The sequence below is a fragment of the Blautia sp. ZXY-1-B12 genome, from assembly GCF_056339915.1.
Map to the genome: position 1 here is coordinate 1 of NZ_JBWJVP010000014.1, position 16,287 is coordinate 16,287.

Consider the following 16,287-nt stretch of genomic DNA (forward strand, 5'->3'; position numbering starts at 1 on the left):
TAAGTATGAAAGTTCAGAAAAAAGAGTCAAAACAGTCCGGCAATCCGGCGCGGAGTCTGATACTGGTTACAGTGTGTACCTGTACGGCGATTGCGTTTGCAGCAGGCGGCAGAATAGCAGATTTTAATGGAAAAAACAAAGTATATGCAGCTTCTGAAAATAGGGAGAAAACTTTTTCCTCTGATGCTGACGAAACAGATGTACTGCCAACAGGAATTGCAGGAGTAGTATCTGGAATGAATGATACAGCTTCTCCCAAAAAATCAGTCACACGTATCGGAACTTCCTGTGAACAGGTAATGGTCGGTCAGAGAATCAAAGTTATTGAAGATAATATGGCAGAATTCGATGTCAGCTCTTCTATGGAGAGCAGCATCAATGAGTTAGATGCAAGGACAGCGGCTCTTGCAGAGAGTGCCCGGATGATGTCGGATGAGGACTATGATACATTGCTTCATATTGTAGAAGCTGAAGCAGGTACTGAGGATGTCAAGGGACGCATTCTGGTTGCCAATGTGATCATGAACCGTATAAAGAATAAGGAATTTCCCGATACAGTCACAGAAGTGGTATGGCAGAATACCAATGGTGTTCCGCAGTTTTCGCCGACTTATGACGGACGTATCAATGAAGTAACTGTTACAGATGAGACAAGAGAAGCCGTCAGACAGGCTCTTGAAGGTGTGGATTATTCAGAAGGAGCACTGTTTTTTATCCAGAAGTCTGAAGCTGAAAGCCAGAATGTCTCCTGGTTTGAGAAAGATCTGAAAAGGCTGTTTAAATACGGCGTACATGAATTTTATACCTATCCGGATTCAGCAGAAAGTTCCACAGGATCGTAATAAACGATACTCTTCATATAACTCATTTAACAGGATTGCGGTAATACTGCTCAAAATATGGACATATTCTTCGGGAACAAAAGAATATGTCCATATTTTTGATTTATAGTAATCAATCATAAAAAGACAGAAAAAAGAGAAATAATTTAGGATAGTATTTTGCTAAAGTATATGCTATAATGTGCTCAATTGGCGAAATGAATAACTGTAACTGTTCAGCGGTTTATTATTACTGCCAATATACTGAACAGTTACGAATAACTTTGGAAAGGCAGGAAATATCATGCAGGTATTATACAAAAGCACAAGAGGAAAAGAAGAAACCGTAACAGCTTCTATGGCTATTTTAAAGGGGCTTTCTGAGGATGGCGGCTTATTTGTGCCGACAGAGATTCCGAAGCTGGATGTCCCAATGGATGAGCTGGCAAAGATGAGCTATCAGGAGACAGCATATGAAGTAATGAAATGTTTCCTTACTGATTTTACAGAAGAAGAATTAAAGAACTGCATCAACAATGCCTATGATGAAAAATTTGATACAAAAGAGATTGCACCGCTTCATGAAGCAGACGGAGCTTATTTCCTTGAGCTGTATCATGGTGCGACCATTGCGTTTAAGGATATGGCATTATCAATTCTTCCACATCTTATGACTACAGCTGCTAAGAAGAATCAGGTAAAAAATGAGATTGTTATTCTTACCGCTACTTCCGGAGATACAGGTAAAGCGGCAATGGCCGGATTTGCAGATGTTCCGGGAACCAAGATCATCGTTTTCTATCCGAAACATGGTGTAAGTCCTATCCAGGAGAAACAGATGGTAACTCAGAAAGGCAACAATACATATGTTGTGGGAATTACCGGAAACTTTGACGATGCACAGACTGCCGTAAAGAAAATGTTCAATGATAAGGAACTGGAAGCAGAACTTGATGCTGCAGGATATCAGTTCTCATCTGCGAACTCTATCAATATTGGACGTCTGGTACCGCAGATTGTTTATTATGTATATGCATATGCATCACTTGTACGTCAGGGCAAGATCAAAGACGGTCAGGAGATCAATGTGGTAGTACCTACCGGAAACTTTGGAAATATCCTGGCTGCTTATTATGCAAAACAGATGGGACTTCCGGTTCACAAACTTATCTGTGCCTCCAATGATAACAAGGTTCTGTATGATTTCTTCCGCACAGGAACTTATGACAGAAAGCGTGACTTTATCCTTACAACCTCACCGTCCATGGATATTCTGATCTCCAGCAATCTGGAACGTCTGATCTACCGTATCGCAGGCGGTGATGCAAAAAAATGTGCAGAGCTGATGCAGTCTCTTACTGCTGGCGGCGAGTATACCATCACAGAAGACATGAAGGCACAGCTTGCAGACTTCTATGGCAATTACTGTACAGAAGACGAAACAGCAAAAACAATCGCAGAAATCTTCAAAGACAGTCATTATGTGATAGATACCCATACTGCAGTTGCAGCAGGTGTTTATGACAAATATGTAAAAGATACCAATGATACCACACCAACTGTCATTGCATCCACAGCAAGCCCATATAAATTTACAAGAAGTGTAATGGAAGCACTTGGAGCAGATACAGACGGTAAGGATGATTTTGCACTGGCTGATGAACTGAGTGCGCTTTCCGGAGTGAAACTTCCACAGGCAGTTGAGACGATCCGCACAGCACCGGTACTTCATAACCGGGTGGTAGATGCGCCGGATATGCCAAAGGCAGTAAAAGATATCCTTGGAATCCGATAATCTCCATATTATAAAAAAATATAATTAATTCTACATTTTATGTTGAAAAAGAACATATACTGGAGTATAATAAAAATCAGTTAAAAACAGTGAATATCCTGAAATGTACGAGGCCCCTTCTTTTTTTGAACCTACATCGACTTTAACGGGAACCCAACATCGCAGGCCGGATGTCAGGCCGTCATTATGCAGCGGAAGACAGAAGGTCTGTTGAGGATACCCACCTAGCTGCGGCTAGGCGTCAATGGGAAGGGAACGGCATTTCGGGAACTGTAAAAATGAGCCGTAGAGAGGCTCTTTTTTATTATCTTTTGGATTTAATATTATTTTATGATACGGGAGGTTGGAAACAATGAGTGTTTCTGAAAGAAAGTTCGGCATATTACAGACTGGGGAAACAGTAAAAATTTTTCATCTGGAAAACAAATCCGGGGCATATGCGGAAGTGACAGATTTTGGAGCAATCCTGGTTAAGGTCTGCGTACCTGATAAAGATGGTACTTTAACAGACGTAGTACTTGGATATGATGATCTGGCATCTTATGAAGTAAATGGATGCTTTTTCGGTTCAACCATCGGCAGAAACGGAAACCGCATCGGCGGTGCGAAATTCTCTGTCAATGGCAAAGAAGTAGTTCTTGCTCAGAATGAGAATGACAATAATCTTCACAGCGGTCCTGACGGATTTGAAAAAAAGCTCTGGAAAGTGGCTGAGATTTCCGATGATAAAAACAGTGTTATATTTAACCGTATAAGTCCGGATGGCGAGAATGGTTTCCCGGGAGAATTTGATGTGTCTGTAAAATATGAGTTTACGGAAGACAACGAACTGAGGATCCATTATCAGGGAATCTGCGATGAACCGACAGTTGCCAATATGACAAATCATTCTTATTTCAATCTGAATGGTGAGGGAAGCGGAACCGCCATGGATCAGTATCTTACAATCCATGCAAAATATTATACACCTGTAGCCGACAGTCATTCCATTCCTACAGGAGTGTATGGGGAAGTTGCAGGGACTCCCATGGATTTCAGAACTGCCAAAAAGATCGGGCAGGATATTGAAGCAGAATTTGACCAGCTGAAATTCACAGGCGGATATGACCACAATTATGTGACAGACAATTATGCAAAAGGAAACAGAAGACTGATCGCAACCGCATACAGTGATAAAACCGGAATTGCCATGGATGTCACTTCTGACTGTCCATGTGTACAGTTTTACGCAGCAAATTTTGTCGAAAATGAACATGGTAAAAATGGTCATACTTACAATAAGCGGGATGCTTTCTGTCTGGAAACGCAGGTTGAACCGAATGCGGTCAATGTTGAAGATTTCCACTCCCCGATTCTTAATGCAGGTGAACAGTATGATTCTGTGACTGCTTATCATTTCTACATCATAAAGTAAAAATCTGACCATAAAACTAATTACATATTGATCCGGTTTTTTTCATATCTACAGCATTCCAGCATGAAAAGAACCGGATTTTATTATCCATAATTCATGTTTGTCATAACGGCAGTTTCATGGTATGATAGTAAACAGAGATATTCGAAACAGTTATCTTTATAATTACAGCAATCACCATAAATGCATTATCAGAAATGACTGCTGTAAAATAACAGAATGGAGACATATATGAAAAAGAAAAATAAAACCCGGTCTGTTACAGGGCTTTTATTCGGGTTTATGGAACGTGTATCCGGAGATCACGTAGGAGCTTATGCGACACAGGCAGCGTATTTTCTGATCATGTCTTTTATTCCCTGCATTCTGTTTCTGACTACACTGGTACGGTATACACCTCTGACCTATAATGTAGTCAGGGATGCGATCGTTGCTTTTATTCCGGAGAATCTGCAGAGTTTTGTTCTGGGGATCGTGGTAGATGTATACAAAAGAAGTACTGCAATTGTCCCTTTGTCAGCAATTGTGGCACTGTGGTCTGCCGGAAAAGGAATGCAGTCTATCATCAATGGATTAAATACCATTTATCACGTAAAAGAAACCCGTAACTGGCTGTTAACCAGAATTTATGCAGTATTCTATACTTTATCACTGGTGATTGCGGTAATCGTGTCTCTGCTTATGCTTGTACTCGGAAACGAAATACAGAAAGTTGTATCAAGATATATTCCTTTTCTTGGAAGAGTTCTGGGAAAAATACTGGGGGCAAGAGCACTGTTGGTATTTGGTGTGTTGTTTCTGGTTTTTCTTATGTTGTATAAGGTTCTTCCGAACAGAAAAGCCACATTCAAAAGCCAGATTCCCGGAGCCTTGATCATAGCAGTTGCATGGTCGATATTTTCATACGGATTCTCTTTTTATTTTGAGATTTTTCCGGGATTCAGTAATATGTACGGAAACCTTGCGACGATCATCATGGTCATGGTATGGTTGTATATCTGTATGAATCTTCTGTTATACGGTGCAGAGATCAATGCTTATTTTGAAAAAGAATTCCGGATTGCACATAAATCGGTACAGGAACTGCTGGCACATGAAAAAGAAAAAAAGCAGCAGGAAAATGAATGAATTCTGGCTGTTACTGTTCACTGGTAATATCCCGCGAGGTGTTTTTTGTGAGCGAAGGTCACAGAAAACCCGAGACATACTGCGCGAATTTATGCGATTAGCATAAATTCTGTGCATCGCGAAGCGTGTTGCTGGGAACGGAGTGAACAGTAACTTTTGGCTACGTTGTGAACATGACAGTCAGGGGGCTTTTTATTGTAAAGCCTTTCTGAGTGTGCTATAATAAACCATAATTTTGGAGAAACAAAAAGGAATCAGTTCTATGATCGTTGTATATTTGATATTTTTGGCTGTCATTCAGGCTGTGACGGAATTTCTTCCTGTCAGCAGCCTGGGACATTTATGCATATTGGAACAATATATGGGAATCGGCCACGAAACCGGATTGCTGTCAGAAACGATGCTCCATCTTGGAAGTGCGGCAGCAATTATATTTTTGTTCCGCAAAGATTTGAAAAAAAATCGGACTGGGACTTCTGGGGATGTTTATGGATATGATCGGTAATCTGAATCTATATATCCATAACAAGAAGACAGGGGAAAGTTTGGGCTATGCCAGAATAGTCACCGGAACATATCGGAAAACAGGTGCACTTCTTGTGATTTCCATGATTCCAACAGCACTTCTGGGACTTACAGGAAAACGGCTGGCTCTTCTGGCCGCAGACTCTCAGATTGTTCCGGGAATCGGATTTTTACTTACAGGCGTATTTCTTCTGGTAACAGATCTGAATAAATCCGGTGGAAAAAAGGAACCGAGAGAGGCTTCTTATGACAGCGCCATGTGGATTGGAATTTGTCAGGGGATTGCTGTCTTTCCGGGGATTTCCAGAATGGGATTTACGTTATGTGCTGCACTGTTATGCGGATATAACCGCAAATTTGCGGTTCGTTTTTCTGTTTTTATGAGTCTGCCTGCTATCATAGGTGCTTTTTTTACGGAAATCGGAAATTTTGGTGCTTCTGAAATGACAGCAGGACTTGGGTTTACATATGTATTTGCAATGATCATCGCCGGTTTTGCGGGATGTCTTGTTATCCGAAATACAATAGCCATGACTCAGAATATAAAATTACGCTATTTTGCATATTATTCATTTATAGTCGGTATTATTACACTGGCATTAAATTTTGCCCTGTAAAGGGAAGATATTTACGAGAAGATCAAGGAGGGGAGCCTTAGAATGGCAGCATCAAAGAGTAAGAATACCGGGCATTCGGGAAGAAATACAAAAAAGAAGACAGCAATGGAACAGGAAGTCGGCAGATTTCAGACAGAAATCATATTATTTGTGATTTTGGCCGCATGTGTAATCCTGATGGCAAGCAATTTTGGAGCAGGTGGTTTTGTGGGAGATGCGATCAGTAATTTCTGTTTCGGACTGATGGGACTGATGGCATATCTGTTTCCAATCGTATTTTTCCTTGAATCAGCATTTATTCTGATCAATAAAACAAACCGGCTGGCATATAAGAAACTTGCAGCGGCGTTTGTGATGTTTCTGTTTCTGTGTGGGGCAGCGCAGCTTCTCACAGATGGATATATGCAGAGTACAACTTTGCTGGATTATTATGCTTTAAGCGCAGATTATAAAACAGGCGGTGGTCTGATCGGAGGAGCGATCTGTATTTCTGTCACATCTGCTTTTGGAACTATCGGCGGATATGTGATCATTATACTGGCATTTGTTGTATGTATGATCATTATCACACAGCGCTCTCTGCTTGATTTTGTAACGCGGCTGGTTATAAAGGTGTGTGATTTTGTAAAAGACAGACATATGCGCTATATGCAGGGGCAGCCTGAACGTGAGCGATATAGAGAAGAACGTGCCAGAGAACGTCAGCTTATAAGAGAACAGCGGCGTGAAGAAAGAGTCCGCAGACTGGAGGAAGAAATTGGCGATGATGAATTTTCAGATGATGACTTTCTCATGGATCCTTCGGAAGCAAAAAAAATGAAAAAAGGCGGCTTTCTGGAAGGAACCAAGCTGACAGGCTATTCTGAACAGAAGCCAAAGAAAAAGGGGAAACTTCTGAAAAAAGCAGCAGATACAGATAAAGCAGCAGCCGAAGCTGCGGAGAATACCGAGAACACAGGGATTAAATCCTCTGATGATGCGGATAATAAACCATACATCGATGCTCCGATGAATTTTGAGATTCACAGAGCGGATACATCCCCGGATACATACGAGGCAGATAATGAATCACAACAGCAGGAAGACCTTCCATTTGAAGATGCTGTCACTGACCGGAAGAAATCTGTGGTTTCAGAACCGGAGGAAGATCTGCCCCCTTTTCAGGATGAGAAGGCAGTGCGGCCGCCTTCGAAAAACCCCAAATCTTCTGAAAAGGAGATACAGAGCGGAATTGTAAACATTCAGCATGAGATCACCCGACAGGAAGCAGCCGTAAAAAAAGAATATAAATTTCCAGCCTTAAATCTGCTGAAGAAAGGAAGCAGCAAAGCTCAGGGGGATTCTGATGCCTATCTGCGTAAGACTGCAAAAAAACTCCAGGAAGTACTTCACAATTTCGGCGTGAACGTGACTGTCACTAATGTGAGCTGCGGACCAACAGTTACCCGTTATGAACTTCAGCCCGAGATGGGAGTGAAGGTCAGCAAAATTGTAGGTCTTGCAGATGACATCAAAACCTGAATCTTGCCACTCCTGATATCCGTATTGAAGCACCGATCCCCGGCAAAGCAGCAGTGGGCATTGAGGTTCCCAATAAAGAGAACAGTACGGTTATGCTCAGAGATCTGCTCCAGTCAGAAGAATTTCAGAAGGCAAAATCCAAACTTTCTTTTGCAGTAGGAAAGGATATTGCAGGTAAGACTGTAGTTGCGGATATTGCCAAAATGCCACATCTTCTCATCGCAGGTGCAACCGGTTCAGGTAAATCAGTATGTATCAATACACTTATCATCAGTATCCTGTACAAGGCAAATCCGGATGAAGTAAAGCTTATCATGATCGATCCTAAAGTAGTAGAGCTCAGTGTGTATAACGGAATTCCACATTTGTTTATTCCGGTTGTGACAGATCCGAAGAAAGCAGCAGGCGCATTAAACTGGGCAGTACAGGAGATGACAAACCGTTACAATACATTTGCGGAGTACGGTGTCCGTAATCTGGATGAATATAATAGAAAAGCAGAGCAGATCAAGGCGGCAGGAACTGAAGAAGAACCTGTGAAAATGCCGCAGATCGTGATCATCGTGGATGAGCTTGCAGACCTTATGATGGTTGCGCCCGGAGAGGTGGAGGATGCTATCTGTCGCCTGGCCCAGCTTGCACGTGCGGCAGGTATCCATCTGATCATTGCCACACAGAGGCCGTCTGTAAATGTTATCACCGGTCTGATCAAGGCGAATATGCCTTCCAGAATTGCTTTCTCTGTATCTTCCGGTGTGGATTCCAGGACAATTCTGGATATGAACGGAGCCGAGAAGCTTCTTGGAAAAGGTGATATGCTCTTTTATCCTCAGGGATATCAGAAGCCTGCAAGACTTCAGGGTGCATTTGTATCTGATGATGAGGTAAGTGCTGTGGTTGAATTTCTTGCAGATAAAAATCCGGGTGTCCAGTATAACCAACAGATCGAGCAGCAGGTAAATTCTCCTGTAACAACAGGTATGTCCGGAGATGAAAGGGACATCCATTTTGAAGAAGCAGGTAAGTTTATCATAGAGAAAGAGAAAGCTTCTATTGGTATGCTGCAGAGAATGTTTAAGATTGGTTTCAACAGAGCGGCAAGAATCATGGATCAGCTCTGCGACGCAGGTGTAGTGGGACCGGAAGAGGGAACAAAACCGAGAAAAGTTCTTATGTCTATGGAGGAGTTTCAGAATTATCTGGAAAATCAGTAAGTGAGGACTGTCTATGAAATGTCCTAAATGTCATAAAGAGGTGGAAAAAGGCTCTCTGTACTGCCCCTACTGCCTTGCGGAGATACCCTGGGTAAGAGAATTCAGCACAGTGGAAACTCTGATGAAAAAGGAGCAGCAGAACCGCCCATCCGAAAAAAAACAGAAAACAGAAATTATAAAATATTTCAAACATCCAAAAAGAAGAAAGCTGAAATTCAGCAGAAAACAGCTTCTATGTCTGCTTCTGTGTGCGGCGACACTGCTGGGGTTCTTTTGTTATCGGCAGTTAAATACTTTTTCTGCCTTATATTCCAGAGCAAAAAAACAATATGCACAGCAAAACTATGAAGAAGCACAGCGGATTGCAGAAAATGCTCTGGATAAAAATCCCAAAAATGAAGCCGCCAATCTTCTTCTGGCCAAAAGTATGGAGAAATCAGGCGATAAACGATCTGCACTTCTTGTTTTGCGCCCGTTTATCCAGAACAAAACTGCGGGAACAGGAATATATAAAGAGTATGTGAAGCTTCTTACACAGGAGGGAAAGACCAACGAAGTCAGACTGATCCTGAAATCTGCTGACAGAGAGGTGCAGAATGCCTGCGCAGAATATATCTGCGAAACACCTGTATCAAATCCTGCCCCCGGAACCTATACTACAACGCAGACTCTGAAACTGGAAGGTAACTGCCAAAAGATTTATTACACATTAGATGGAAGCACACCTACCAGAAAGAGTAAAGTATATACAGAACCTATTATTCTGAGGGAAGGCACAACTAAATTAAAAGCCTTTGGTGTAAATGATAAAAACATCGAAAGTGATGTGATCAGCAGAAAGTATGTGATTGTTTTAAATGCACCGAAAGCCCCTAAGGTAACACCTAAATCAGGGGATTACAATAAAAAAACAGAGATTAAGATCACTGTCCCGGATGGATGTAAAGCATATTATGCATTTGATTCTGAACCGGATCTTAACAGTACTGTTTATGAACAGCCAATCTCCATGCCTGTGGGTTACCATAGGCTGAATGTTATTCTTGTTGCAGCAAATGGCAAGACCAGTAAAATGACTGCTATGGAATATTATCTGCAGTACTAAAAATACTGTGATTTTATCGCTGATTTTATTAAAATAGAAGGAAGAAGATCATGGAAATCCGTATTGTTACAGTTGGAAAGATCAAAGAAAAATATCTGTGTGACGGAATCGCAGAATATGCCAAACGGCTGAGCAGATACTGCAAGCTGACTTTCTGTCAGGTAGCAGATGAAAAAACACCGGATAAAGCGTCAGAAGCACTGAACACACAGATTAAAAATACAGAAGGCGAACGTCTGATGAAACATATACGCGAACAGGATTATGTCATCGCACTGGCAATTGACGGAAAAACGCCGGATTCTGTAGAACTCTCTCAAAAAATTGAGAAACTGGGAGTTTCCGGTATCAGTTCCATTGCATTTGTGATCGGAGGTTCCTTAGGACTGAGTGAGAGTGTTCTGAAACGTGCAGATTATAAGCTCAGCTTTTCCAGAATGACTTTTCCGCATCAGCTGATGCAGATGATCCTTTTGGAACAGATATACAGAAGCTACCGCATTATGAATCACGAACCCTATCATAAATAAACGAATGTACCAACAAGCCCAAAAGAAAGAAGAAAACTATGAACACAGAAAAATTTGAAGAATTTATTTCACAGTACCCGATTTTTGAATACCGCATACTGGACACAAAAGATATTACAATTCAGGAACGCGTACGCACGATCTGCCAAGAAGAATGCGAACGTTATGATTCTACCTGGGCCTGTCCCCCCGCAGTAGGAACCCTGCAGGAATGTGAAAAAAAAATAAAAAGTTATCCTCAGGCTGTTTTCTTTTCCAGTGTAGCGGAAGTTTCGGATATCATGAACATGGAAGAAATGCTTTCTACAAGACGGGCACACGAGGATCTGACTACAGAGGTGGGAAAATATCTGAATAAAGAAGGGTATGAAACTTATATCCTGTCTACAGAATCCTGTGATATCTGTGAAAAATGTGCCTATAAAGAGGGAAAACCATGCAGATATCCTGACCGGATGCATCCATGTCTGGAAAGTCATGGTGTAGTAGTAAATGAGATTGTAGAGCGTGAATCTATGGAATATAATCTGGGTGGAAATACAATTCTGTGGTTTTCTATGGTTTTGTTTCGATGATTGCTACTGAAACGTGTTTTAAAGAAAGTTCTTCCGGCATAAACTGATAGTAAAAGCCGGGGGAGCTTTTTTTATGAAAAAAGCAGGACAATGGAAAAACCGGATGGTGCTGGCATTAGAACTTCCGCCTGATCTGGCATATAATGAAACGATCGTCACACTGACCGGTCAGACGGAAGCTGTTATCGAAAATTATAAATCTGTTTTTAAATATACACCTTCTGAAATTGTGATACAGTCTTTTTGCGGAAAAGTGACCATATCCGGGAAAAATCTTGAAATCCGCTGGTACAATTCCAGTGCAATGAAAGTGACGGGAAGTATTTATGATATAAAAGCGGGTGACAGCGAATGTTGAAATTTTTGAAATTAATATATGGTTATGTGATCATCCTTGTAAGAGGAGAAAATCTGGAACGCTTTCTGAATCTCTGCAAAAGCAGAAAAGTTTATATGGAAAAGATCCGGTACAGAGAGGACGGCCAGCTTATGGCACAAATGCAGGCCGCTGATTTCTTTCGCCTGAGACCTCTCCGGAATAAAACAGGTGTACATATTCAGATCATACAGAAACGGGGAATGCCCTTCTTTTTTTTAAGGAATAAAAAAAGAAAGGCTTTTTTTACAGGCATGATTCTGGGAGGCATCCTGATATTTTTTTTGACAGGGAGAATCTGGAATATCCATATTGAAGGAAATGTCAGAAACAGTACCGGAGAAATCCTCGATTTTCTGGATACGCAGGATATAAACCATGGAATGTCCAAAAAAAAGATCAACTGTTCAGAAGTTGCAGCAGCTGTGCGGAAAAATTTTCCGGAGATTACCTGGGTATCTGCCAGAATAGAAGGAACCCGTCTGATTCTTAATATCCAGGAAGGAATTATCCCCCAAAAAACCAACAGTAACACCTCACCCTGTAATCTGCTCGCAGACAAGGACGGAGTGATCACAGATATGATCGTCCGAAGGGGCATACCGGTAAAAAAGCCCGGGGATTCCTGCAAAAAAGGGGAACTTCTGGTATCCGGGGAACTTCATATCATGAATGACAGTCAGGAAGTCCTGCGAAAGGAATACGTTCATGCAGATGCGGATATTTTTATTTCCAGACAAATTTCCTATTATCAGGAATTTCCATTAAAATACCGTACAGAAATCCCTGCCGGCAAAAAGAAAAAAGAAATGTATTTCCGGTTTGGGCACTGGTATCTGGGATTGCATCCGGCATTACATACAGGTCAGAAACGTATCACAGAGGAAATTCCTCTGCGTATCACAGAAAATTTTATACTTCCTGTATGGATCGGATGGACCGAAACTACTGATTATACAGTAAAAGAAGAAACCTATACCAGGAAAGAAGCCGAGAAGGAAGCTGTGCGAAGATTTCATCAATATGAAAAGAAGCTGCTTCAAAATGGCATTAAGATCAGTGAAAATCATATTACTACCAGGCTGACAGAATCTCTGTGCATTACCGGAGGAACTCTGCTTATCATCGAACAGACAGGCGAAAAAAGCCGGATAACATAAAATTCCATAAAAATTTGTATTTAAAAAGTTGCAGGGAGGTGTTACAATGGATGCATCTGGTTTTAACCGGACTTTGATTATCGTCCATAAACGAGGCAATAATCCATTATTAACTTATCAACAGGAAAGGACATCACAGGATGGCTGGCAATATTATTGAATTACACACAGAAGTCCCCGCAGAACTGGAAGCAAATGTATTTGGCCAGTTTGATGAGCATCTTAAGCTGATTGAGAGAACACTGAATGTGACAGTGATCTCCAGAGACGGAATCCTTAAGATACTTGGCAATGAACAGAATGCGGCTTCTGCGAAGAAACTGATAGAAGAACTGACAGTACTTGCAAAAAGAGGCAACACGATCACGAAACAGAATGTCAATTATGCTCTTTCTCTGGCAATGGAGCAGAGAAACGAAGTTCTCACAGAAATAGACAAAGATTTTATCTGTAACACCATACAGGGCAGACCTATCAAGCCCAAAACACTGGGGCAGAAAGATTATGTAGAACAGATACGCAAAAAAATGATCGTGTTCGGTGTAGGTCCTGCCGGTACCGGCAAAACCTATCTGGCGATGGCAATGGCTGTCACAGCCTTCCGAAATGAGGAGGTCAGCAGGATCATCCTGACACGTCCTGCTATTGAGGCCGGTGAGAAGCTGGGATTTCTTCCGGGAGATCTGCAGAGCAAGGTAGATCCTTATCTGAGACCACTCTATGATGCACTGTACCAGATCATGGGAGCGGACAGCTTTGCGAAAAATATGGAGCGCGGCCTGATCGAGGTTGCACCGCTTGCATATATGCGCGGACGTACACTGGATAATGCATTTATCATTCTCGATGAAGCACAGAATACTACTCCGGCACAGATGAAGATGTTCCTGACACGTATCGGATTTGGTTCCAAGGTTATCATCACCGGAGATGCCTCACAGAAAGATCTTCCAAGAGATACCACATCCGGACTTGACGTGGCAATGAAAGTACTGAAAAAAATAGATGACATTGGCTTCTGCCAGCTTACCAGCAAGGATGTTGTCCGTCATCCTCTGGTACAGCAGATCGTACAGGCTTATGATGCCTATGAGAAGAAACAAAAACCTGAAAGACCGGCAAGACGCAGAAACGGGGTAAATGAACGATGAACATGCAGATTGATTATGAGACAGAGCGTGAACTGGGGATCGACTATGAGACACTGGCAGTAAAGGTAGCTGACAAGGTTCTTGAAATGGAAAAATGTCCCTATGATGCACAGGTGAATCTTGTACTTACAGATAACGAAGAGATTGAGAGAGTTAATACTGAGTTTCGCGATATCGCAAGACCTACGGATGTTTTATCCTTCCCTATGATTCCTTTTGAGACACCGGCAGGATATGATATTGTGGAGGAAGATGAATCTTACTTTGATCTGGATACAGACGAACTTCTTCTTGGAGATATCATGATCTCAGTTGACAAGGTATTTGCGCAGGCAGAGGAATACGGACACAGTGTGACAAGAGAATTCTGTTTTCTGGTTGCACACAGTATGCTGCATCTGCTGGGATATGACCATATGACTCCCGGGGAAGCGGCAGTCATGGAGACAAAACAGGCAAAAGCCCTGGAGGAGCTTGGGATTACACGCTGATCTTCAAATTCTGTTATTGCAGGCAATTTCTGATGGATTTTGTCTCGTAACTGTAAAGACACTGAACAGTTACTAAAAATATATTTATATGGAGTAACAAAAAGATGAATTACCGGGAACGACTTAAAGATAAAAAACGTATTGTAATTAAGATCGGTTCTTCTTCCCTGACTCATTCGGAGACAGGAAGACTGAACCTTCGCAAACTGGAAGTGCTGGCAAGAGAGCTCTTCAGTGACCTTCGCAATCAGGGAAAAGATGTCAGTACTGGTTTCTTCAGGAGCTATAGCAACAGGTGTGGCAGCTCTTGGAATGCATGAGAAACCCACAGAACTGAAAGGAAAACAGGCATGTGCAGCAGTAGGACAGGCCAAGAAACTGATGATGATTTATCAGAAACTTTTTTCTGAATATAATCAGCTTTCCGCTCAGATGCTTATGACCAAAAATACTATGGTTAATAATGTTAACCGAAAGAATGCTCAGAATACTTTCGATGAACTGCTCAGTCTGGGAGTGATTCCCATTGTAAACGAGAATGACTCCATTTCCACCTATGAGCTTCAGGGTCTGGAGAAGTTCGGAGATAATGATACATTGTCTGCAATGGTTGCCGCACTTGTACGGGCAGATCTGCTGATCCTGTTATCAGATATTGATGGTCTTTTTACAGATGATCCCAATACTAATCCTGATGCAAAATTCATCGATGTGGTAGAAAATCTGGATGATAATCTGCTTAACATGGGAAAAGGTACTTCTGGAAGTAAGGTAGGAACCGGCGGAATGGCTACTAAGCTGACAGCAGCACAGATCGCTTCTGCAGCAGGCGTAGATATGGTGATCGCAAACGGAGCCGATTTCCATATTATCCATAAGATCACAGAGGGACGCAGGTACGGTACGCTGTTTGTAAGCCAGTCCAAAGAAGAAGTTTATCTGATCGATATTATTGACAGACTGTTATAATACCGGAAATTTACCGGTGCCAAATGACATTCACAGAGTAAATGGCTGTGTTTACAGACAGACTGCCGTAGACAAAAAACAGGAGGAAGAACTATGGAAGTTGAGAAAATCGACCGCATTAATGCACTTGCACATAAAGCCAAAAGTGTGGGGCTTACTGAAGAAGAGAAAAAAGAAAGAGAACTGCTGCGCAAGGAATATATTGCATCTGTCCGCATGAACCTTCGCGCTCAGCTGGACAATGTGGATGTTCAGCAGGAAGACGGAACAATCATTAATCTGGGTGAAAAATATGGAATCAAAAAAAGACATTAGAAAGAAGATTTTCGCAGAAAGAAAGCTGCACACAGATGAACAGATAGAGGCAATGAGCCGCACGATCACTGACAAAGTGACCGCACTTCCTGCATTTAAGAATGCGGACCGCATTCTGGTATATGCAGATTACAACCATGAAGTTGTCACAGAGTATCTTATAAAAGAAGCATGGAAGGCCGGCAAGGAGGTTGCAGTTCCCAAGGTTGTGGGAAAGGATATGGTATTTTATAAGTTGACAGACTTTGCCCGGCTGGAACCCGGATATTTTGGGATTCCTGAGCCTGTATCGGGGGAGATCGTCAACTGGTCAAAGGCTCTTATGATCATGCCGGGAGTGGCTTTTGACAGAGCAAACCACAGAGTCGGATACGGCGGTGGCTTCTATGACCGTTATCTTGAGAAACATCCGCAGCTTGAAAGAGTTGCCATTGCATTTTCTTTTCAGATGTTGCCGGAGGTTCCCACAGAACCTACTGATATCTGTCCGCAGATCATAGTAACAGAAGAGGAGATATGCTATCTTACTGACTGAAAGGGGACCTGAACATGAATGAAATGCTGAACCGCCTTGGCATGA

15 protein-coding genes, 1 other RNA gene and 2 pseudogenes are annotated in these 16,287 nt (G+C 42.0%); all 18 read left to right on the top strand.

The window, feature by feature from the left end; all coding sequences use genetic code 11:
- The coding region (locus AC075L_RS00865; RefSeq protein ID WP_476387029.1) for a cell wall hydrolase at window positions 1-842 on the top strand (842 nt) is incomplete at its 5' end.
- A 283-nt stretch (window positions 843-1,125) separates the two neighbouring features.
- Entirely contained in the window at window positions 1,126-2,616 is a 1,491-nt protein-coding gene (gene thrC, locus AC075L_RS00870; RefSeq protein WP_022381416.1) for a threonine synthase, read from the top strand.
- Between the two features lie 92 nt (window positions 2,617-2,708).
- Window positions 2,709-2,890: non-coding RNA, 6S RNA (ssrS, locus tag AC075L_RS00875), on the top strand.
- A 78-nt stretch (window positions 2,891-2,968) separates the two neighbouring features.
- Window positions 2,969-4,030 (top strand): aldose epimerase family protein, encoded by a 1,062-nt coding sequence (locus AC075L_RS00880; protein ID WP_022381415.1) that lies wholly within the window; start codon window positions 2,969-2,971, stop codon window positions 4,028-4,030.
- Window positions 4,031-4,261: 231 nt separating this feature from the next.
- Window positions 4,262-5,158 carry a YihY/virulence factor BrkB family protein gene (locus tag AC075L_RS00885; protein WP_008703238.1) on the top strand — a complete coding sequence of 299 codons (897 nt, stop codon included), beginning with the start codon at window positions 4,262-4,264 and terminating at the stop codon, window positions 5,156-5,158.
- 262 nt (window positions 5,159-5,420) lie between these two features.
- Window positions 5,421-5,663 (top strand): undecaprenyl-diphosphate phosphatase, encoded by a 243-nt coding sequence (locus tag AC075L_RS00890; protein ID WP_476387030.1) that lies wholly within the window; start codon window positions 5,421-5,423, stop codon window positions 5,661-5,663.
- Window positions 5,647-6,300, top strand: a complete 654-nt coding sequence (locus AC075L_RS00895) for an undecaprenyl-diphosphate phosphatase (RefSeq protein WP_476387031.1) — start codon at window positions 5,647-5,649, stop codon at window positions 6,298-6,300. The genes AC075L_RS00890 and AC075L_RS00895 overlap by 17 nt, the downstream gene beginning before the upstream one ends.
- Before the next feature lie 177 nt (window positions 6,301-6,477).
- Window positions 6,478-9,035: pseudogene (locus tag AC075L_RS00900) on the top strand (FtsK/SpoIIIE family DNA translocase).
- 13 nt (window positions 9,036-9,048) lie between these two features.
- Window positions 9,049-10,140, top strand: coding sequence for a chitobiase/beta-hexosaminidase C-terminal domain-containing protein (locus AC075L_RS00905; RefSeq protein WP_055199506.1), 1,092 nt, complete (start codon window positions 9,049-9,051; stop codon window positions 10,138-10,140).
- Window positions 10,141-10,190: 50 nt separating this feature from the next.
- Entirely contained in the window at window positions 10,191-10,670 is a 480-nt protein-coding gene (rlmH, locus tag AC075L_RS00910) for a 23S rRNA (pseudouridine(1915)-N(3))-methyltransferase RlmH (protein WP_022381411.1), read from the top strand.
- A gap of 38 nt (window positions 10,671-10,708) precedes the next feature.
- On the top strand, window positions 10,709-11,245 hold the full coding sequence (locus AC075L_RS00915) for a DUF2284 domain-containing protein (protein ID WP_022381410.1): 537 nt from the start codon (window positions 10,709-10,711) through the stop codon (window positions 11,243-11,245).
- Between the two features lie 73 nt (window positions 11,246-11,318).
- On the top strand, window positions 11,319-11,603 hold the full coding sequence (locus tag AC075L_RS00920; protein WP_020993926.1) for a YabP/YqfC family sporulation protein: 285 nt from the start codon (window positions 11,319-11,321) through the stop codon (window positions 11,601-11,603).
- The gene (locus AC075L_RS00925; RefSeq protein WP_055052764.1) at window positions 11,597-12,781 is read left to right on the top strand and encodes a sporulation protein YqfD; all 1,185 of its coding nucleotides are present in this window, start codon (window positions 11,597-11,599) and stop codon (window positions 12,779-12,781) included. Before AC075L_RS00920 ends, AC075L_RS00925 begins: the two co-directional genes overlap by 7 nt.
- Before the next feature lie 140 nt (window positions 12,782-12,921).
- Entirely contained in the window at window positions 12,922-13,932 is a 1,011-nt protein-coding gene (locus tag AC075L_RS00930) for a PhoH family protein (RefSeq protein WP_008703224.1), read from the top strand.
- Window positions 13,929-14,423: an rRNA maturation RNase YbeY gene (gene ybeY, locus AC075L_RS00935; protein ID WP_055052765.1), complete on the top strand. Its 495-nt coding sequence runs from the start codon at window positions 13,929-13,931 to the stop codon at window positions 14,421-14,423. Before AC075L_RS00930 ends, ybeY begins: the two co-directional genes overlap by 4 nt.
- Window positions 14,424-14,527: 104 nt before the next feature.
- Window positions 14,528-15,392 (top strand): annotated as a pseudogene (proB, locus tag AC075L_RS00940) (glutamate 5-kinase).
- A 93-nt stretch (window positions 15,393-15,485) separates the two neighbouring features.
- The gene (locus AC075L_RS00945; protein WP_008703220.1) at window positions 15,486-15,707 is read left to right on the top strand and encodes a DUF896 domain-containing protein; all 222 of its coding nucleotides are present in this window, start codon (window positions 15,486-15,488) and stop codon (window positions 15,705-15,707) included.
- Entirely contained in the window at window positions 15,685-16,242 is a 558-nt protein-coding gene (locus AC075L_RS00950; protein ID WP_008703219.1) for a 5-formyltetrahydrofolate cyclo-ligase, read from the top strand. Before AC075L_RS00945 ends, AC075L_RS00950 begins: the two co-directional genes overlap by 23 nt.
- Window positions 16,243-16,287: the final 45 nt, after the last annotated feature.